Here is a 20,675-nt window from a genome sequence, read left to right as displayed (position 1 = left end):
GCTCATGCAGCTTAGAAATCGAATATTTTCACCTTCGAGCGGAAAATGAGCTTGATGATGCCCAGCGTGCCGAGCGTGGCGCCCATGAGGCCGACGGCAACGGCTGCCGCCCAATAGTAGGTTCCCGTCTCCGCGTAATTGAAGATCGACACGGCCGCAACCACCCATTTGGGGGTAATCAGGAAAATGATCGTGCTGAGCGTGTTCATGTTTTTCATGAAGGCGTACACGAAATTGGCGACGATCGTTTTTTGCAGCATCGGGAACACGATCGTGGTCAGCGTCTTGCGGCTGTTCGCCCCGAGGTTGGTTGCCGCCTCCTCGATCGATTTGTCCACCTGCTTGAAGGAAGCGGTCAACCCGCGGTAGCCGACGGGCATTTGCTTCAGCAGCATCGCCATGACGATCAGCACGGCAGAGCCCTGCAGCACGACCGGGCCTTTGCTGAAGGTCACGATGAGGGCCAGGCCGACAAACGTGCCCGGCAGCGCAATCGGCAGCACCGCGCTGAAATCGAGCAGCTTTTTGCCGGGAAACGGCTTGCGGACGACGATATACGCCAGGACCAGCGCAAACGCCACCGCCAAGATCGCGCTCACCAGCGATAACACCAAGCTGTTCATGACCGCCGGGCTGGAGGAACTGAACACGACCTTCATCAAATGATCCAGCGTAAACGTGTTGTCGCGCCCGAAGTTTTTCGTGAAGGCAAACAACACCGTAATGGCGAACATCGAAATGATGAAAACCGAAATCAAAGCGTTAAAAATAAACAGCAGCACGTCGGTGCTCCGGGAGGTCGTGATCTGCTTCAGCCCGGAAACCGGCTTGCCCGTCACCGTCGAATAGGAACCCTTGGACAGCACTTTGTTTTGCAGCCAAAACACGAGCAACGCCGGAATGACGAGAATGATCCCCATCACCGAAGCCAGGCCCGGCTCATTGTTGATGATTTCCCCGTAAATCTCGACCGCAAGCAGCGAATAGTTGCCGCCGATCAGCTTCGGATTCCCGAAGTCGGCAAAACAGTTGATCGCCACCAGCAAAAATGCGTTGATGACGCCCGGCAGCGCCAGCTTGAACGTAATCGTCCGGAACAGCCGGAACCCTCTGGCGCCCAGGTTCTGGGCGGCGATTTCGAGATTCGGCGAGATGGAGCGCAGCACGCCCGTGATCGTCATGTAAGCCAGCGGGAAGTAGGAGATCGTCTGCACGATCCACAGCCCCGGCAGGCCGTACAAATCAAGCTCGATATGAAATACCGAATTCATCCACTGCGATATCATGCCGCCGCGGCCGAACAGCAGCAGAAACGCCAGGCCGCTCATGACCGACGGGGCCAGCAGCGGGATAAACGCGATGATGCGGAAAAACTTTTTGCCCGCGATGTTGCTGTAATGGATCGCATAAGCGTACACGAAACCGATGACCGTCGCGGTCACCGCGGACAACGAGGAGCTGACGACGGTATTGAGCAGCGCCCGGCCGTAGCGGGGTTTGCTGAAAAACGTGCCCCAATTGTCAAAACCCGAGGTGAACACCACGACGATCAGCGGATAAATGACGAACAGAATCAACACGATAAAGCTGGTCAACACCAAAACCAGGGAGGACGGATCTTTCAGAAGCCGGCTCAGCGACTCCCGGGTGCCTTTTTTCTCTTTCATGGGGTAGGGCTCCCACCTTTCTTCTGTCTATCCATGAAGGGGCAGCGCATCACCCGTGTGGGTGCCGCATGCCCCCGGCGGCTGTCCGATTAACTCAAGCTTTTTAAGGCACTCTGCAGATCTTTGCGCTGCTCGGCCGCTTTCCAAAGATCGTATGCCGTATTGTACTTGGTCGTTCTGATGTCGATGCCGCCCTGCGGAATAGGCACGGAAGGTTTCACGGATACGGCGTAGGCCGACTTGGTGTACAGCTCGCCCGGCTCGTTCGTGAGCATGAAGTCCATCAGCTTTTTCGCGGCTTTCGTATTCGGTCCACCCTTCACGATCGACAGGCCGCCTACCTCGTATCCGGCTGCTTCCGGCACGATGCTGTGGATCGGATTGCCCTGGTTTTTGATTTTCAGCTGGTCGCCAAGGAAGGTGATGCCGATGGTGTACTCTCCTTTGGCGGCTTTTTGGATCGGCTCGATCCCGGATTTGGGTCTTTCCTTCAGGTTCGGCAGAAGCTCCTTCATGTAGTTCAGCATTTCGTCTTCTCCCCATACCTGGGCCAGCGATGCGACCGCCGTGTACGCCGTGCCGGAAGTGGCAGGGTCGGACATGCCAATTTCGCCTTTGAATTTCGGATCAAGCAAATCTTTGAACGTTTCCGGATACGGATCGCTGCCGTATTTCTCTTTCCAGCGTTCCTCGTTGATGCCGATCGCGACGGGATTCAGATAAAATCCGGTCCAGTAGCCGTCTTTGTCCTTCATGTTGTCCGGCACGTCGGAAGCGTTCGGCGAAACGTAAGCCTCCAGCGCTCCGGCTTTTCTCAGCACCTCATGCGAATCGGCAGGTCCGCCCATCAGGAAGTCCGCCTGCGGATTCAGCATTTCGTTCTGCACGCGGGAGACGGCCTCGCCGCTTGGCAGGCGCAAAATGTCGTAATCGATGCCCGTTTCTTCCTTGAACTTATCCAGAATCTTTCGCGCTTCTTCCTCCTGGAAGATGGAGTATACGGTAATTTTCTCTTTGCTTTTGCCGCCGAACACCCCTGCTTTGTATAAGAAAAATCCCCCGACCAAAACGACGATCGCCAACATCACGATGATAAGCGAGCTGTTGCTTTTCCTTCTGGAAGCCATGCTTCAAACCATCCCTTCACTTATGTTCCTGAGGCAACGTTTAGTTTGAAATAGGCTCTTTGGTTCGTCTCGTCCAGCAAATCGTATACCACCATGTAAGCGCCGTTAAACCGGTCGATGTGCAGCCAATGCTTTTTCCCCTGTTCGGAAGCCTGCAGCGAGACGACAAAATGCCGGTCCGGCTGCCTCGACAGCTCCTCGAAACGGCTGAAGTCGATCACCCGGGCCGCAGTGCGGATTTGCACCGTTAGCGCCGAGCGCTCCGCCTTGGACAGCGGCGTCATGACGCCGCTTTTCAGCGCGTACACTTCGTTCCCTGAATTTTCGACCGCCGCGCCGATCAATGACGACGTAAACACCTTGTCGATCAGCGTGCTTTGCAGCTTGCGGATGTTTGCGCTTACATTTAACGAATTGACGGATACGTCCCCGAATCGGAACGCACTCGTCTGCACCTGAAACGGGACATCCTCCTGATCCAAATACGCGATGCTGCCGCTGAGCAGCAGGCGCGCATTTTTGACGGAGCGTTCCTCGCGGCCGGCCGTCAGCAAAGCCGAAAACGCCGACTTCAGGGCAAGCAGCTCCTTCGGATCGTCCAGAACGACTTGGCCGAGACCCGGATAGTTCAGGTCGATCCGCATCGGGATGCCTGCAAACCGGTCCGACTGGTCCTGCTGGGGCGGAATCGTCCGGACTACATCGAGCGGAATCCGGAAGGTATAGGAGCAAATGCCGATCAGAACGCAGCCGATAACGGCCTGGACGAGAATGAGGCGAAACCATGAAAGCCCTTTCTTTCCCTCTGGCATTCACTTTAACCTCCTTTTTTCTTAAAAAAATTGAAACTTTGTATCAGTTTTGTAACAACCCGATGCCGGGCATCTCTTTGCTGAAACCAAGCTGCACTTCCGTCCCCTTGCCCGGGCGGCTTTTCAGCGTCAATTCCCCGCCCTGGAGCTCCATCAGCTGTTTGCACAGCGGCAAACCGAGGCCGTGCGAATCCCTGGAAATGACGCGGCCCGGTTTTTCCTGCGGCGGAAGGAACAAGGCGGCTTGATCCTGCTCGGATATCCCTTTGCCGTTATCGATGATGCTGACGTACCCGCGGCCTCCCTGCTCTTTCAGCTCGATGTGCAGATGTTTGCATTCGCTGTGCCGGATGGCGTTGTCGATCAGGTTGAACAGCACCTGCTGCGTCCGTTTCGGGTCCAGGAACACCTCGAAATGCGAACCCTTCACCGTCGTCGAAATCATCGATTTTTCCAGCGTCGGCTTCAATATGCGGAGACTGTCCGCGATCAAGGCACCGAGGTCCGCTTTCTCCGGCCGGATACGCCAAGCCTCGTCGCCCTTCAGCGACGTTTGCAGGAGCTCCTCCACCATGTTCAGCAGCTTCGTGCTTTCTTTGCGGATGTACTGGTTGCATTCCTGAATATCCTCCATCCGCTGCATTTTGGAGATCAGCTCGGAGAACCCGATCACCGAAGTCAGCGGCGTTTTGAATTCATGCGTAATGTTGTCGTAAAACGCCTTCTGCTTCCCCTGCTCGTAATGCAGCAGCTCGATGTGATGCTGAAGCGCATGCGACATCTCATTAAAGCTGTTAGCCAAATCGCCGACCTCGTCGCGGGTTTTCGCTTCGATTTTGCTGCTGAAATCTCCGACCGAAACACGCCTTAACGCCCGCTGCAGCGCATACAGAGGTTTCATCAAAAACGAAGCGAAGGAATAGCTTGCAAGCAAAGACAGCGCCAGGCATCCGGCGGCTGCGCCGATAAACCAGATGCGCATCTGCCGGAGCGTCTCCGCGTTCGGGCTTAAATCGAGCAAATAACGGAAACCGCCCACGATTTTTCCCTCATACCAAAACGGAGCGGAATAAATGAGCGTCCGCATGCCTTCCTTTTCCGTGATGACCGTCGCGTTTTGCCCCTGAAGCGCCGCCGCGATGTCGCCCCGTTTAAGCAGGTTGTCCTTGTCGCTGCTGCTCCCGACGATCGTTTCGTCCGGCGCAAACAGCTGCACCTGAAAATTGCTGTTGGCGGCCAGGTGGGAAGCGATAAACGGCGCGTAGGTGCCGGAAAACAGCTGGTCCATCCTTATTTTTTTGTCGTTGACGATTTTAAGCGCCTCGATGCGGTGCAGGGCAAAATACTGGCTCAAGGTTTGCGTATCGCGTTCGATCATGCTTTTGTTCAGCGTGTAATTGACGACGAAATACATCGCCGCCAGCAGCATTACGATCGTGACGGCGTGTTGCAGAAACATTTTATTGCGCAGCCCCATCCCTATACCTCCAGCTTGTAGCCTGTACCGTGGACGGTTGCCACCAGATGGTCATGCGGCTTCATTTTTTCCCTGAGGCGGTTCACCATCATGTCGACGGAACGGGTATGGCCGTAATATTCGTAACCCCAAACCTGGTCAAGCAATTCCTCCCGCGTAAAAACCTTTTTCGGATTCGTGCACAGCAGCCACAGGAAGTCGAACTCCTTGCTCGTCGTTTTCAGCGGCTTGCCCGCGATCCGGCAGGACCGCTCCCTCCGGTCGATTTCGATGCAGCCGATCGCGACCGTCTCGGACGGGGGCTGCGAGGCCCGCATCCGGCGCATGACGGCTTTGATCCGCTCCACCAGCTCCCGGGTTTCGAACGGTTTCGTCAAATAATCGTCCGCCCCGAGCTGGAACCCGAGAATTTTATCGTTCATTTCGTTTTTGGCCGTCAGCACGATGACGGGAATGTTCCGGTATTGACGCTGCAGCTGCTGGAGCAATTCAAAACCCGAACGGTCCGGCAGCATCAAATCGAGCAAAACAAGATCCGTTTGTCCTTCCGCAAGAATGTCCAAGCCTTCGGCGACGCTGCCGGCAACGGACGGCCGGTACCCCTCCACCTCCAGGCTGAGCTTCAGCAGCATCTGGATGCTGGCATCGTCTTCGATAATCAAAATATTCACCTTTGTGCACCTCCCCCATCCATATGGGAACTTCGCGTATCGCGTATTTCGACATCAGATGACTTATTTACGTTCAACTTAGCTTAAATCGGGCAAGATGTAAATCGGGGTTTTTTGGACTAAAAACAAACATGGCTCAGGAATCGATTTTCGACGCCGGCACCGCAATGCAGGGATTATCCGTCCGTAGGCGAATATCCCGTCGCGGAACACGGAAAATGACCTGAAAACGGATCAGTGCCTCGATAATAGGAATGTTTGTCTGCTTGCCCGAATTATTTATATGATAGGGATACCATATTTTTCAAATAAGGGAGTTTATCTTATGTACGGAATTATGGCTGTTTCCGGCCTGTCCTTCCTGCTGGTGGCGGCGCTGACGCCGCTGTTGATCTGGACGCTGCGCAGACTGCGGCTGACGCAGCCGATTCGCGCCGAGCTTCCGGCGGATCATCAGGCCAAACGGGGCACGCCGCTGATGGCGGGGCTCATCCTGCTCATCGGGGTAGCGACTTCGCTGCAGTTCCACCCCGTGCCGCTGATGCTGCTGCTGTGCGCGACGTTTTTGCTGTTCAGCTCGGTCGGATTCCTGGACGATTTCAAAAAAGCCTTCTGGCAAGACCCTTCCGGCATCTCCGGCCGCACGAAGCTGGTGCTTCAATTTCTTTTTACCGGGGCGATCCTGTACCTGCTTCTCCGCTTCTTCGGCCTCACGAGCGACATCGCGTTATTTCAAGGGTACGAGCTGCACCTGCCGGTATTCGTGTATGTGGCGGTCCTCCTGCTGTTTGTGGTCGGCTCCGCGAATGCCATCAATTTTACGGACGGGCTGGACGGCCTGCTCATCAACGTGTCCGTTCCGACGTATTTTTTCTTTTTCATGATTTCGGACAAACCTGAAGTGCAGACCTTTTCGCTCGTCATGATCGGCTGCCTGCTCGGACTTTTCCTTTACAACATTTATCCGGCAAGGGCGTTCATGGGCGACACGGGGTCGATGGCGATCGGCGGTTCCCTTTCCGTGCTGGCCGTGATCGAAAAGGTCGAGATTTTGATCCCGATGTTGTTTATCGTCTATTTGGCGGAGCAGCTGTCGGTCATTTTGCAGGTGTGGTACTATAAACGCACGAAGCTGCGGCTGTTCCGGATGACCCCGATCCACTTCCATTTCAGGCTAAAATACGGATGGAGCGAAAACAAAATCGTGATGATTTTTGGTTTCGTTTCGTGGATGTCGGTGTTGATCTGCTGGTTGATCTGGAAATACCTCATGCATTAAACCGGCTTATTTTCGGATTCAAGACATGACAAAGACCCGATCCGCTGTGAAATACAAGCGAATCGGGCCTTTTTATGCAGACTGCCGGCTTCAACCGGTCTTTCCCTTAATACGTCCACCAGTTGCCGGACATCACGATCATCGAAAACAGCTTGATGCTGTCTTCATAGTAGCCTTCGTTCGAGCTGCCGGCCGTTTTGGACCATATGGAGTTCAGCCAGCTTTGATTGGCCGAGGACGTCATGGCGCTGACGCCGAACGGAGCGTAAAACGCGCCGCTGTTGTAGGAGCCGACGACGCTGCCGCTGAGCTTGTAGCCGTCTTTGATGCTGCCGGGGTTGCCGTTTACTTTGCTTTTGATCCAGGCGTTCATTTGGTTCAGCTGATTGAGCGCGCGGTTATCCCCGGAGATCAGGTAGTCGGTCGTAATCCGCCATGGCGTGCGGCAGGAATTGTATTCGTAGTTCCCGTCATTGGCGCCTTCCAGGAAATCGGCCGGAGCAGGCTTGTACGCCCCGCCCGACAACACCACGAAATCCGGGAGCAGGCCCGTCGACGAGCTGTAGTTGTTGTAAATCGAGTTGATGATCGTGTAGGTTTTGTCGATGACGTTGTTCCATCTCGAATCCCCGGTTGCGGCCTGGAAAGCCTTCATATGGTTCAGCATGAAATCCGAAGGGCGCGTCGCGTCTTTATATTTGCTGTCCGTCGCCCAATCGCCGAGACGCAACGTCCATTGCGTCTGGTTCACGTCGCTTTCCATGATGGCGTTGATGATGTTTTTGGCCGCCTGGAGATAGTTGATGCTGCCGCTGCTTCCCCACTGCTTGTCCGCGAGCAGCAGCGAATACGCAATATCCATGTCGCCGTCGGTGGCCGAATCGGCGCCTTCGATGTTTTGGAAGCTGCTGTTTTGTTTCCACGCCATCAGGTACGGATTGTTGTCGCTTGGATGTTCCTTGTAATATTTATAAAGCCCGTCAAAATAGGTCTGCGCGTTGCTGTCGTACCCGGCCATCAGAACGGTTGCCAGCATGCCGTAGCCATGGGCTTCGGACACCGTATCGCCGTTGGAATCGTATTTCACGTAATATTTTCCGGTGCCGGCCGGCTTCAAATAAGCCGCCTTCCAGCTGTTCCATTTCGACTGGACCGCGCTGTCCATCGCGCTTTGCGAGACGTTGTTCGGTTTGATCGTGCCGGATGTATATGTCGTATGCTGCGGAAACGGCTTGTTAGGAGATGCGAAAGCGAAACTTGCGGGAATCAAGAGAAAAGCGAGACAACTGATCATAACAGCTTTGCCGCGAAGCGAAAACCTTCCGTTTTTTCTCATTTTCCTTACTCTCCTTTAAAGTCGAATTTAGGTCCGTGCCTTTGCCTGTTTAAGCCGGGTGACGTCATGCAGCATCTGGTTGGAAAAGTAATAACGGTTAAACAAAACAGCCTCGTCCGAACACCTCCTTTAAATTAAAGCGCTTTAATTTAAACGCCTATATCCATTTTAGATGCCATGCTAATATTTGTAAATAGTTCCAGAAAAGATTGCATCGAAAGTCCTGAATCGACATGTTTTTCCATGTCCCTTATGTGCCTCTTTGGCAGCCGTAAATGCCAATTCACCCCCTGATTATGCCGGACTCCGGACGCAAAAAAACCGGGGCATGCTGCCCCGGACATTCCTCCCGCCATCACCGCTTGCTTACTCCGCCAACACCTTTTGAATGCTGAACCGCAAAGGTTCATATCCGGCGATGACGCCTGAAGTTCCCCAGGCAAACGGCTTGCCGTCCACGTCCGACACGCTTCCCCCCGCTTCTTCGATCAGCAGGGCACCGGCCATCCAGTCGTAGATTTCCCGCCCGTATTCCCAGTAAGCATCCATCCGGCCGCAGGCGACGTACGCCATTTGGAGCGCGACGGAACCCAGCATGCGCACGGCCGTCGATTCGGGGAGCAGCTTGCCGAAGCTCCAGGAGGTGTAGCGGACGTTTTCCGGTTCGACGTCGACTTTGTTCGGCGGTGCCGTCAGCAGCAGTGCATCCTTCAGTTTCGTTTTCCGCGCCACCCCGATCCGTTTTCCGTTCAGAAACGCCCCCTGACCCCGAAGAGCATAAAAAAACTCACCCTGGTTCGCATCATATACCGCGGCAAAGACGGGAACGCCGTCTTCGATCAAGCACAAAGAGGTCGACCAGAACGCAAACCCTTGGTGCAGATGCACCGCGCCGTCGATCGGATCGAGCACCCAATAGGCCCCGCCGAATTCGGGATCGGCCTGTTTGCCGGCATCCAGCTCGGCTTCCGACCAGCACACGCCGGGATAACGGGGCTCCAAAGCCTTTCGAATCTCCCGTTCGGCCCAGCCGTTGGCATCGTTGAAACGTTCGATCAGAAGCTCCCGGGTTTGCGGCGGCTGCTCGCGGTTATATTTTTGCAAAAGCAGCTGCCCGGTGCGGGTTAAAACGTCCCGAATTTCATCGACATTCGCTTGGATCATACAAAATACAACTCCTTCGACATTTTAATGGTATTCATAAATACTACTACAAAATCCGCAAAAGAGGCGGAGCCGGCCCTAGGCGAGCAGCTCCCGGTAAGAGGCAATGATCTTTTCGTAATCCTTGCCGTAGTTCTCCGCCAATGCATCGCCAAAATCCCGTTCGATCCGCTCGCCGACCAGATCATGGTAAAATCCGTTTTTCAAAAGCTCGATGATCGACGGATGGTCCGTCTCCAGCGCGGACAATTTGACGGTTTTGCCAAAGCTTCCGATCAATGCGGCCTTGCCGTCGGCTAAAACGGAAAATTTCCTCGATATATGCCCTTCCCAGTCCGCACTCCTCAGGTGGGTGATGACTTCCTTCAGCGGCGTATGAACCTTGCCGATCGTCATGACGATGACGCGAACGCCCCGCCCTTCGGCATCCAGCAGCGCTTCTTCCATCGCTTGAAAATCTTCGGACCATACATCGACGATAATGCTGCGCTCGCTGTTGGCGATCACCCGATCCATCGCCTGCCGCAGCGCTTGCTCTCCTTTCCAGGAATAAAAGGACGCCGCCTTTTTCGGAGGCGCATCCAGCTCCTGCAGCAGCAGCCTGGAGGTTTGGTCGAAACGCGTTTTCATCGTGCGGATCAGCTCCGCGATCGGAACGGCATCGTACAAAACGGGTTCGGCCTCAATCGTGCGGCACACCCCTTTGTCCGTAAGCGCGCGCAAAGCGGCATAAACGTTGGTTCGGGATACGGATACCCTTTTCGCCACTTCATATCCCGAAATCTCCGGCTCTTCCAGCAGGGCAAGGTAAATTCTCGCCTCCAAATCGGACAAGCCGATGCTTCGCAATTCCTCGATCATGGACTCACCCCTTTTTCGGATTTTATAGTATTATTTATAAATACTACTCATAGAGCCATCACATGTCAACCCGAAAAAAAGAAACAACCCGGACCGGAAAACCGGCAGCGGGCTGTTCTTTTATATAAAAGATTTGGCCGCCGGCGTTAACCTCAGTTGCCGCGGCTGCATCAAATACGCGCCTTCGATCCGTTCGGCATGCAGCTCGATCCGGTATTCGCCCGCATCCGGAAAATGAAGGATGCCGGCTTCGAATTCGCGGAATTCGTATGGACCTCCGGTCGGCTCGACCTTTTGACGGAGCGTTTGACCGGGAGCGGAAGCCTCCAAGCGGTAGGAACCTCCCCCGTCCGCGCCGCATCCGTAAACCAGGCTTGCCGTAAATGTGCAGGGGCCTGAAGTGCGTATGTTCCAGAACGCAAAATCCGCAGGGTCGGACCAATCGAGCAGGTTGTCGCGGTTTTTTTTGCCCGTGTCGTAGCGGAGCGCGGAGCCGGAAATTTCGCTTTCAAAAACCCCCAGCTCGTACATCGGCGGCGAACCCGGGCCGTCCATCAGCAACCGGACGGGATTTCCTTGGACCGCTTCGGCGCATAGGACCGCCAGGACGACCGGTTTTCCGTCCGGAATCTGCAGCCCATCGTCCAGGAATACGACAATATCCTGTGCGCCCTGCCGCCGGAACGCCAAATCCTCCCCTCCTGCCAGGGGGTAGATCCGCTCGACCCGACTTAGCAGCCCCGGCACCACCAGCTGTCCATCCGCAGGCCGGTCGTATATGTGCAGGTACAGCGTACGGCCTTTCAGCGTGCATCTTCCCCAAGACGGCTTGGCGGTCGGCGACGCTCCCGCGCCGTAAATGCTTTCCCCGTTCGCCTGCAGCCACTCGCCCACCTCCAGCAGGATCGATTCGGAGACGGGATCCCATTCGCCCGTGGCCGTCGGTCCGACGTTGATGACGAGATTGCCGTTTTTGCTGACCACGTCGATGATCTGGCGAATGATGGCATCCGGCCGCTTCCAGTTGGCATCCGATTTTTTATAGCCCCAGGAGTCGTTCAGCGTGATGATATTTTCCCAGTCCCTGCGGACGGCCCGGGTTTCAAGCTGATTGTCGGAGGTGTTGGCGTAATCCCCGAGCGGGCTTTTCCAGACGCGGCTGTTCACCAGGCAGTCCTGCTGCAGGGCGTGAACGGTGGTCAGAAACGCTTCCCCCTGCTCCCGGGTCAGCTTGCCCCCGCAGTCGAACCACATCAGCCCCACCTTGCCGTATTCGGTCAGCAGCTCGCGCACCTGCGGCAGCGATTTGCGGTGAAGATATTGGTCGAACCGGGAACGTTTGTCTTCATCGTGAATCCAGCTCTCCACCTCGTCGTAGGCGCCGATGTTGCCGGGATAATCCCAGGTGTTGCCCTGCGAGTCCGGGTCATGCCAATCCATGGCGTGCGAATAATAAATGCCGAATACCAGTCCTTCCTCGCGGCACGCTTCGGCCAATTCCTTCAACGGGTCCCGCCCGAACGGCGTATGCCGCACGATGGAGTAGTCGGATATTCTCGAGTCGTACATCGCAAATCCGTCATGATGTTTGGCGGTAAAAATAATATATTTCAACCCGGCCCGCTTGGCGGTCCGCACCCATCTGCCGGCATCGAAGGCGGTAGGGTTGAAACGCTCGGCCATTTCCTCGTAAGCCTGCACCGGGATGCGGGCGCGCAGCATAATATGCTCGCTGTAGGAAGCTTTGACCTCTTCCCCGTTCCACTCGCCGGCCGGAAGCGCGTAAGGCCCCCAATGAATGAACAGGCCGAGCCTCGCTTCGCGCCACCAGGCGATCCTTCGCTCATGGGCTTCGTCCCCGGCCTCCGGGCCATCGTTTACGGCCTGCAGAGGATCATCCAGCAGATTTTCCTCGCGGACGGCCGATGGATACTCGCGTCCCGGTAGGTTGATGTCCGTCTGATGCCCCTTCCGATTCCCCATGCTTCTCCCGATCCCCTTTCCTTGTCCCGTGTCCTGTTCAATAGCCTCCTATTTCGTACATCCGTTACCAAAAACCGAGCTTGGAACCGCGCAGCCTCGAGACGGCCTCCACGAAGAAGTAGTCTCCGTAAATAAGCGGCGTATCGATGTGCACCCCGCCCGGCAGATTGGAGGTACCCGACAAAATCAACCCTTCCTCGTCCTCCCGGTCCCAAGCGCCGTATTGCTCATCCAGGGCGCGGACAAGCCGTCCGGCGGCGTCCAAATACGTTTGGCCTTCTCCTGCGGGAACATGGGCCGCAAGCTCGATCAGCCCGCAGGCGGCGCAGGCGCCGGCCGAGGTGTCGCGCGGCGTGTCGTCGTTCCGGGGCGCCCGGAAGTCCCAATGAGGCACGTAATCCTCCGGCAGATGGGCCAAAAAGAAATGCGCGGCCCGCTTGGCTGCGGTCAAAAACGCTTCGTTTCCGGTATATTTATAGGAAAGCGCCATCCCGTACAACGTCCAGGCGCTGCCCCTCGCCCAGGCCGAATCCTCCGCATAACCCTGCCCGGCATCCGCGCCGAGCAGTTCCCCGGTTTCGGCGTCAAAGCGCAAAATGTGATAGCTCGATCCGTCCGGGCGCATGAAATGCTCAAGGACCGTTTCCGCATGCGCGGCGGCGATATGCCGGAAGCGCGGGTCGTTCGTCGTTTCCGAAGCCCAATACAGCAGCGGCAGGTTCATCATCGTATCGATGATCGACCAGCCGGCACGGTTGATGTTCTCCGCATCATGCCAAGCCCGGATATACCGTCCCTTCAGGTTAAAACGGCTCGCCAGCTGCGATGCCGCCATCAGCCCCCGCTGCCGGGAGCGTTCATTGCCCGTGATACGGTAGTTGGCCACGGCGGAAAGCAGCCAGATAAACCCCGAATCATGGTGCACCGCCAGCGCATGCAGCGGTTCATCGAGCCGTTCTTCGCACCGTTCCGCGATGTCCCTGAATTCGGGTTGTCCGCCGTCCGCGGACAGCTGCCATAAAATGCCCGGCCAGAAGCCGGCCGTCCACCAGGACACGCGCATATCGTCGTATACGCCGTTCACGGAGGCATGCGGGCAGCTGACGCCGATGCGGCGGCTGGTCCGTCCGATTTTGTGGCGAATCCGGTCCCACGCGCCGTCCGCCCAAACTTGGACGGAAGCAGGGATCTCTGCCGGTTGCAGCGGTTTGGCTTCGGCTTGTTGTAAAGTCTGTTCACTCATTGCATATTCCTCCTCTATTCGCAGGTTCAGATGCTTCCGGCGGCAAGCTGGTCTGCCCGAAACGCCAGCCCGCGATGCGGTATCGGCTTCCCGCTCCTCCCGGCTCCACGGTGCCGGAAAAGCTCCCGTCCGCGGTTTTGGCCACCGTCACTTTACGCCAGCATCCGCCGGTCTGTTCGTAATCAAAGGTCTCTCCGTCATCGTCGTACAGCAGGCTTTCGCCCGGTGCGGATCCAAAATGGACCAGCTCGATCGGAATGTCTCCTTCGGGCACATGGCTTAAGGCAGGCATCATCGGAATGACGGCACCCTCGCGAACGAAAAGCGGGAGGCGTTCCAGCGGGCACTCCACGCGGATGACGCGACCCCCCTCGCGGCGCACGCCGGTTTCGGCTTCATACCAGACGCCCTCCGGCAGCAGCACATCCCTTCCGGTTTCGCCCGCAAACATCGGCGCGACAAGCAGATCGCGCCCGATGCAAAACTGGTCATCCCATTCGCGCCCAAGCCGGGTTCCGTAGGCTCCCTCCGAAGTATCAAGCACATCGAAGGCTTGGATCGGTCCTTTGGGAGAGGCACCGTTTAAGGCTGCAGCGTCCGGATGATTTTCTCCGGCGGCGGATGCGGCGCGCTGCTTCGTGCGCTTTGCTTCGTCCAGCACGAGCGGCATGGCCGGAAACGGAGGCGTCCCGTTCGCCTCATATTCGGCGAATACGGTATACAAATAAGGCAGCAGGCGCATCCGCAAACGGATATAATGGCGGATCTCCGCCTCCGCTGCGGGATCGCTCCACGGCTTCACGCCGTCCCCCCAGGCGTTCAGCATTGCCAGCGGCGAGAAGCAAACCGTCTGCATCCGCCGCACCCAGTCTTCGGTGCTTTCGGTCCGGCGCACCTCCGGGCTCCAAAGCAGCCCGCAAAACGATGCGTTGCACAGCGCCCTTACAAATTGCCTGTGGTCGTACAAATCCGAGTACAGCACGTACGGAAGCGACGACGCGCCCGCGTTGGAGGCCCGGACAAGCCCGTAAGTCCGCAGGTTTTTCCGGCGATAGAGGCCGCTTGTGATGTCCTGCAGCAGCAACCCGTACAGCTGCCGCATTTGCTCCCCGTCATGTCCGGACGGAAAGGCCGCATGCGCCGGGAACATCCATGAATTGCGCGTCAGCTCGCTGCCGTCGCACTCGTCCAGCTTGTAGCCGGCTATGCCGAGGCTGACATGCTCCCGTTCATGCTGGGCGGCGTACAGCTCCCTCGCCTTCTCCAGCGCAAAGTCGGGGGCAAGGCCGCCCCATACGGCGTAATCGCCGGACAGCGCCTGCATCTCGCCGTACAATTCCGACCGCGGCGATATGTAGGGATGCTCCCACAGATTGAGCCGGAACCCGGCCTGCCGCATGCGGGAAACGAATCCGGCCGGATCGGGGAAACGGTCCGCACCCCATTCATAAGTGCAAGGGTAACTCGCCGAATGCCAGCCCGGCTCCAGCCCGATGACGTCGCAAGGAATGTCCCTTGCGCGGAACTCCATCGCCTCCCGCTCGACCTCTTCATCCCGGTACAGCGTCGGGACGCGGTGCCAGAAGCCCAGCCCCCAGCGCGGGGGCAAAACGCCCCCGCCGCAGAACAGGTTGTAGCGGCGCACCGCATCCATCATGCCGGGACCGGCAAACAGGTATACCGCCGCGCCTTCCGGCGGGAGCCGGATTTCCAGCCGGTCCGACGCCGGCGTCGCTTTCCAGCCGCGATCCGTATTGCGGTCGCGTGCCTCTGCCGCGGCGCCTTCATGCTGCCGCAGCGTCGACCCGCAGTACATCGTGACGGCCCGCGCGGTATCCACCAGCACGCCGTACCCGCGCCCGCTCACCAGAAAAGGGACGGGCGCATGCGTCTCCCCCGTATCCTGCCGGGGATCGCTGTTTACCCGCAGGTATCGGGTTCGGCCGCGCTGATTCATCCGCATGAACTGCAGGCCGGCGCCGTACAGCTCCTCGCTTTGGCCGAGCGGAAACGACAGCAGGCTCCCGCCTGCTTTGAGCTCGGTGAATGCGATTTCCTCCCATTCTATCGGAAGCGGAACATCCGGCATCCCGGCCATCGCTTCCGTTTTCGGCTTCCGTTTCATGCAGGTGAGCGGCGTCAGCCCCTCCGGGCTGCCGAGGGTCGTCTTCCATACGCCCGGCGCCGCTTGGATCCAATCCGTATGCCGCATAGCTCTCCCTCCTACAGGCCGCCCGGCGGGTCTGCCGAGAGCGGTATCACCATATTCCATGTCTGCCGCGCATGACGGAAACCTCCCGGACCGTCGGCGGTCGCCGCAAACAGATGCGTCGGCCGGCCGTCCTGGAACAAAAGGAAAGGCCGCTCGAAGCTGCCCATCACCCGCTTCCGTCCGTCATCCCATAAAATTTCCCGCGAATAAGCTTTAGGGGCATCGGCTAACCGCCAATCCGTCCCGTTGTCCGATAAAGCCAAAATGCCGCCGTGCTTCTCGCCGCAAAGATGGCCTTCCATATCTTTGGCGATCATGGCGTATCCGTTATCGGTCCGCCAAATGAACGGGTCCTCCACATGCACGTCGGGCGGAAACAACGGCTCCTCGCGGATGACGCGGTAAGGTCCCTCCGGCCCATCCGCCATCGCCGCGCCAAGCGTCATGTTGCCGTACGCGTGTCCTTCATATTTCCGCGCCTTATAAATCAGGAGCACCGATCCGTCCTCCCTGACGCAAGGCGCCGGGTTGGAAGTCAGGTAGCTGTCGAACTTGCCGGGGCGCACAGGCAAAATCGGGGAATCCATCCGCTCCCATGGTCCGAGCACGCTGTCCGATACGGCCAAGCCTACCCGTTTGTTCGCCCTCGCCGCGATCGCGCGGCAGTCGTCCAGCCCAATCTCCTCCCCGGGTTTCGCCTCCGCAAACGGATGCGTGGAGCCCATATAGTAGAGGAAATACTTGCCGCCATGCCGGATAATATGAGGATTATGCGTGCTGCGCCCGTCCCAATACTCCGCCCCTCTGGCGGGAAGCACCGTTTCGGCGTAAAGATAAGGTCCCTCCGGCGTATCCGATACGGCTCTGACGATCTCCGAGCGGAGAAGCCAGCCCGGATGCATCGGCAGCCAGTCGGGCCATCGGGAAGCAAACATATGATAGCGCCCGTCCTCGCCGCGTATGACCGAACCGCACCATACCCACCAGCCGTCCATCCGAAAGCCGCCGTTGACCGGCGCGGGCAGCATCCGATCCATCAGCGAAACATCCATCATGCTCACTCCCGCCCCTTCAGTCCGTACCGCCCGGCCGCACTCCCATACAGCCATTCCGCCCCGCAGTAAAGCGCAAATTCGCGGTCCATCCATCCCTTGGCGACCTGCTCATCCAAAAATCCCGCCAGCAGCCGCTTCACGACATGAATCTTGCCGTACGTCCATTCGATGCAGCGGGCATCCGATACGATCAGCGAGCTTTTGGCGGGAGCCAGCGCTTCGAGCCGGTACTGCATGCTTTGCGTATACGTGCTTGCCCGGAAGTTGTACCACCACATCCCGCCGACATGGACATTCGGGAAGTTCCATGCCGCCTGCACGACGTCCAGGTTGCTCAGCTCCGCGGCGGTGACCAGCTCAAACGGGATGGAGTATTTTTCGAAAAATCCGTACAGCCGGACGACCCGGAGCGGGTCATTGACCGGCGCCGCGGAAGCGCTGCCCCATCTGCGCTCCACGCCGAGAAACAGCTGCAAAAACATGCCGCGGCGCTCCAGCTCCGCGCACGCTTCGTGCAAAAGCATGAACAGCACCTCGTCGGACCGGCTGTCCCTGCCGATCCGGTACGTTTCATGCGCCGACGCCTCAAACTCCGGGAGCGTGGTCATAATGCCGGGGCAGCCCATTTCCTGATATTCGCCCAACTGTTTGCGAACCTGTTCCTTGGCCTGCTCAAGCGCTTCCTCCCGCCGATCCGACTGCAATATTTGTCCGACCAGCTTGGGCAGCCAGCCGTCGATCCGCGGAAACAGCAGCGCATCGTGCCCCATGCCTTCGAATGAGGCATGCTGCGGATGATTGACGGCAAAACGGCGCACATGCAGCCGGTCCGCCACGTTTTGCGCCCAGACGGGATCTTTACGATACGCCTTGATCCGCTCATCCGCTTCCCGGACCGATGCCGCGTCCGTCAGCTTCACCCCGTACAAGTCCTTCAAGATCGTGGTGAACGCGATGTTCATCAGCGTGTTGCGCGAAACATGGTAAGCGTTCAGGAAAGCTTCGATCCGCTTTTCCTCCGGCAATGATCCTGCCCCGGGCGGATAACCTGCGCTCTGAAGCTCCCGGTTCAGCCAGAAATAGTCGGCGATTTCCCAAAAGTCTTCCGCGCACAGATGGTCGCCCGCCAGATGGGTATGCGTATCGATGACGTCCGTCGCCATGATGTCGTCCAGCAAAGAAGCCTCTTTCATCCGGAACCCTCCTTCGGTTGCCAGCTTGCGTTTGTATTGTTTTCATTTCGGTTCATCCTTCGCCCATCGCCGGGCCGCGCCCGAAGCACATAACTTTTTTTGCCGGCCCGGAACCCGATGATACGGCCTGAAAATAGGCGGATAACCGGCTCAACCCCGATTCGCCGACGGCCTGAATGCCGCTGTCAGAACCGTCGCCTCGCCGGCATGAAGCCGCAACGGAATCTCCAGCCCCTGCTTGGCAGCCAAAGGAGCCCTCTGTCCGGCAGTATTCCGGAGCGTACAACGCCCCTCAACCGTTTCGGCCCCCTCAGGCAGCTTCACCAAGACGCGCTGATCGGCCGTTGACGATGCCAGCTTTACCTCCAGCCGCCCTTGTTCCCCATCCCAACCGATGTCCACTTCGATGCCGCCGCAGGCCGACAGTCCCTGCACGCGCCCCCTTCGCCACTTCGAAGGCAGCGCCGGAAGAATCTTCAGCAGCCCCGGCTCGGAATAGAGCAGCATTTCCTGCACCGCCGCCGTCCAGCCCATGTTCGCATCCAGCTGCACCGGTGCCCAATCCATGGCGAGTCCGATCCCCATCTGCCGCCAGTCGTTATGGAGCGTATAAAAGTTGTTGATCACCGACGAGCGGCTTAGCAAATCCAGGCATTCGAGCGCCAAATCCCCCTCGCCCAAACGGGCGTACAAATTCGCCATATGGGCAAGCGACCAGCCGGTCTGCTCTTTGATCCCGACGACCAGCCTTTTCCGGACCGCCGTCCAAAACGCCTCGAACAAAACAGGATCCTTCTCCTTCGTCATCTCCTTGCCCGGAAACACCGGATAAAGATGCGACTGATGGCGGTGGTGGTATTCGTCGTCGTATGAAGGATGCATCCATTCCCGGACCGCGCCGTCTTCATTCACCTGGTAATCCGGGATGCGCCGCAACAGCTCCTTCCAGACGGGAATTTCGCCCGGGTACATGCCTTCCTCCTCGGCCCCCGCCACCAGGCGGCTCAGCACCTCCTTCGCGATGGCAAAATCCATCGTCGCGTTAATCGTCGTCCCTTTCGGTCCGCCCGCCCCGTTGCCGGGCCTGTTCTCCGGCGAATTGGACGGGCAGCTGAGCAGCCTGCCGTCTTCCCCGACGACAAAAAAATCTTCATAAAACAAAGCAACCTCCCTTAAAAACGGGAGCGCCCGGTTTCTAAGAAACTCCCGGTCGCCGGTATAAAGGTAATAATCGTAATAATGTTGGGCGACCCAGCCCGCCGCTCCCGTCCAGTGAACGATATGCGGCGCGAGCGTCTTGACGAGCCCCGAATCCGGAGCCGTCGGCGCCGGGATAAAAATTCCCCTGCAGCCAAAAAGATGCCGGGCATTCGAACGGAAATCGTCCAGCAGCCGCTCCATATAATCGAACACCGTCAGGAGCAGCTCCGGCATCCGGCCGCTCAGCGCCTGCCAATACATCATCTGCAGGTTTTCATTGGCCATGTTGAACGCCCAAAAGCCCCGGTACTCGCCGCACCATAATCCGTATAGATGACAGGGGTTGCCCCCTTCGCGGGAGCTTGAAATGAGCAGGTACCTGCCGTACGCCCACATTTTCTCCACCAGGGCCAGCGGCGCTTCGCCTTGATAGGCTTCGAGCAGCAGCTCCTCATTGGAACGCTCCCGCCCGCCCGCGGAGAGATCCAGCGATACCCGGTCAAACAGCCCGCGATGCTCGCGGACATGCGCGGCCAGCAGTTCGCGGTAGCCTCTTTGCTCCGCCGCCAGTTCAGCTTTCAGTCTCGCCCATTCCGCTTCCCTGCTGCCGGAAACGAACATGCGGAGCAAAACGAGCACCTTCCCGGCGCCTTCGACCACCGTTTCCGCCCCGGCGGCGGCCAAGCTGCCGTCCGCCGGAACGATCCGGGCTACCGCTCCGAATTCGCTGCCGTCGTCGCTACGGGCCGCGTACCATACATAAGCGCCGTCCGCCCCCGACTCCGCGTCCGTCGGCAGCGGCGCTTCAGGCCGGCCCGGCGGCCGTTTAACATCCGCCGGATCATGGAGCCCCAGCGATAAACCGGCCCTTACGGCCGAAGGCTCTTCCGCCCGCAGCTCCATCACGACCATGTCATCGGGGCGGGATACGAACAGGGCCCGCTCGAAAGCGGCCCCCCTGTCCTGCCAGCGAACGATGATTTCGCCGGTCTGCATATCCAGCTCGCGGGAATAGTGTTTGAATCCTTCGCCTACTTCGCAACGGATCGTCAGATCGCCCAGCGGAAGCGGAACGGCCATCACCGGATCGTATCCAAGGTTTTGAAGCTCCCGAATCAGCATCGGCTCAGCCTCCGCCTCCCGGCCCGCCAGCATCAGCCGGCGCATGTCCGCAAGCCGTTCGCTGACGTCGGGCAGCTCGGGCGTGCGGCTCTGCCACCATAAATCGCCGTGCGTCAGCATGATGGTCTCGTGATGAACGCCTCCGTACACCGCCGCTCCGAGACGGCCGTTTCCGGCCGGAAGCGCTTCGCGCCACCTAGCGCCCCACCAGGAAGACGGGGTAAGGAGCTTCAGCCTCCATGCTTCCGCGGAACCCGTATCCATGCTGTACAC

Annotated in this window: 15 protein-coding genes; 1 reads left to right on the top strand and 14 read right to left on the bottom strand. The window is 58.1% G+C overall.

From position 1 onward, the window contains the following. Window positions 1–11: 11 nt before the first annotated feature. From NYE48_RS01815 to NYE48_RS01795, 5 genes are all read right to left on the bottom strand, one after another. Window positions 12–1,667, bottom strand: a complete 1,656-nt coding sequence (locus NYE48_RS01815; protein ID WP_340996533.1) for an ABC transporter permease — start codon at window positions 1,665–1,667, stop codon at window positions 12–14. Between the two features lie 89 nt (window positions 1,668–1,756). Continuing rightward, window positions 1,757–2,794, bottom strand: coding sequence for an ABC transporter substrate-binding protein (locus NYE48_RS01810; RefSeq protein WP_340996532.1), 1,038 nt, complete (start codon window positions 2,792–2,794; stop codon window positions 1,757–1,759). Window positions 2,795–2,814: 20 nt separating this feature from the next. Beyond that, the gene (locus NYE48_RS01805; protein WP_339323044.1) at window positions 2,815–3,606 is read right to left on the bottom strand and encodes a DUF3919 family protein; all 792 of its coding nucleotides are present in this window, start codon (window positions 3,604–3,606) and stop codon (window positions 2,815–2,817) included. A 43-nt stretch (window positions 3,607–3,649) separates the two neighbouring features. After that, window positions 3,650–5,083, bottom strand: coding sequence for a HAMP domain-containing sensor histidine kinase (locus NYE48_RS01800; RefSeq protein WP_340996531.1), 1,434 nt, complete (start codon window positions 5,081–5,083; stop codon window positions 3,650–3,652). Between the two features lie 2 nt (window positions 5,084–5,085). After that, window positions 5,086–5,754, bottom strand: coding sequence for a response regulator transcription factor (locus NYE48_RS01795; RefSeq protein WP_036709467.1), 669 nt, complete (start codon window positions 5,752–5,754; stop codon window positions 5,086–5,088). Window positions 5,755–6,079: 325 nt separating this feature from the next. On the opposite strand from NYE48_RS01795, the gene NYE48_RS01790 reads away from it, so the two are divergent. Continuing rightward, window positions 6,080–7,033, top strand: a complete 954-nt coding sequence (locus tag NYE48_RS01790; protein ID WP_340996529.1) for a phospho-N-acetylmuramoyl-pentapeptide-transferase — start codon at window positions 6,080–6,082, stop codon at window positions 7,031–7,033. A gap of 106 nt (window positions 7,034–7,139) precedes the next feature. Here the strand turns inward: NYE48_RS01790 and NYE48_RS01785 are convergent, their stop codons facing one another. The 9 genes from NYE48_RS01785 to NYE48_RS01745 form a co-directional block, all read right to left on the bottom strand. Further along, window positions 7,140–8,369, bottom strand: coding sequence for a glycosyl hydrolase family 8 (locus NYE48_RS01785; RefSeq protein WP_212949486.1), 1,230 nt, complete (start codon window positions 8,367–8,369; stop codon window positions 7,140–7,142). A 366-nt stretch (window positions 8,370–8,735) separates the two neighbouring features. Further along, a complete protein-coding gene (locus tag NYE48_RS01780; RefSeq protein WP_212949484.1) occupies window positions 8,736–9,533 on the bottom strand; it encodes an inositol monophosphatase family protein in 798 nt (265 codons plus the stop codon). Window positions 9,534–9,611: 78 nt separating this feature from the next. Beyond that, a complete protein-coding gene (locus NYE48_RS01775) occupies window positions 9,612–10,394 on the bottom strand; it encodes a TrmB family transcriptional regulator (RefSeq protein ID WP_036709460.1) in 783 nt (260 codons plus the stop codon). Window positions 10,395–10,514: 120 nt separating this feature from the next. Continuing rightward, window positions 10,515–12,377, bottom strand: coding sequence for an alpha-L-fucosidase (locus NYE48_RS01770; RefSeq protein WP_052146949.1), 1,863 nt, complete (start codon window positions 12,375–12,377; stop codon window positions 10,515–10,517). 64 nt (window positions 12,378–12,441) lie between these two features. Next, window positions 12,442–13,620 (bottom strand): glycoside hydrolase family 88 protein, encoded by a 1,179-nt coding sequence (locus tag NYE48_RS01765; protein WP_212949482.1) that lies wholly within the window; start codon window positions 13,618–13,620, stop codon window positions 12,442–12,444. Continuing rightward, window positions 13,613–15,832 carry a glycoside hydrolase family 31 protein gene (locus tag NYE48_RS01760; protein WP_212949480.1) on the bottom strand — a complete coding sequence of 740 codons (2,220 nt, stop codon included), beginning with the start codon at window positions 15,830–15,832 and terminating at the stop codon, window positions 13,613–13,615. Before NYE48_RS01760 ends, NYE48_RS01765 begins: the two co-directional genes overlap by 8 nt. A gap of 11 nt (window positions 15,833–15,843) precedes the next feature. Beyond that, the gene (locus NYE48_RS01755) at window positions 15,844–16,887 is read right to left on the bottom strand and encodes a glycoside hydrolase family protein (RefSeq protein WP_340996520.1); all 1,044 of its coding nucleotides are present in this window, start codon (window positions 16,885–16,887) and stop codon (window positions 15,844–15,846) included. A 2-nt stretch (window positions 16,888–16,889) separates the two neighbouring features. Beyond that, on the bottom strand, window positions 16,890–18,080 hold the full coding sequence (locus NYE48_RS01750) for a glucuronate isomerase (RefSeq protein WP_340996518.1): 1,191 nt from the start codon (window positions 18,078–18,080) through the stop codon (window positions 16,890–16,892). 150 nt (window positions 18,081–18,230) lie between these two features. Then, window positions 18,231–20,666 (bottom strand): glycosyl hydrolase family 95 catalytic domain-containing protein, encoded by a 2,436-nt coding sequence (locus NYE48_RS01745; RefSeq protein WP_340996516.1) that lies wholly within the window; start codon window positions 20,664–20,666, stop codon window positions 18,231–18,233. Window positions 20,667–20,675 lie beyond the last annotated feature (9 nt).

The organism is Paenibacillus sp. FSL M7-1455, from assembly GCF_038004655.1.
In the GTDB taxonomy this organism is placed as follows: Bacteria; Bacillota; Bacilli; order Paenibacillales; family Paenibacillaceae; genus Paenibacillus_AQ; species Paenibacillus_AQ cookii.
The sequence above is the reverse complement of the archived record's forward strand: the minus strand, read 5'-3'. Positions and strand labels throughout refer to the sequence as shown.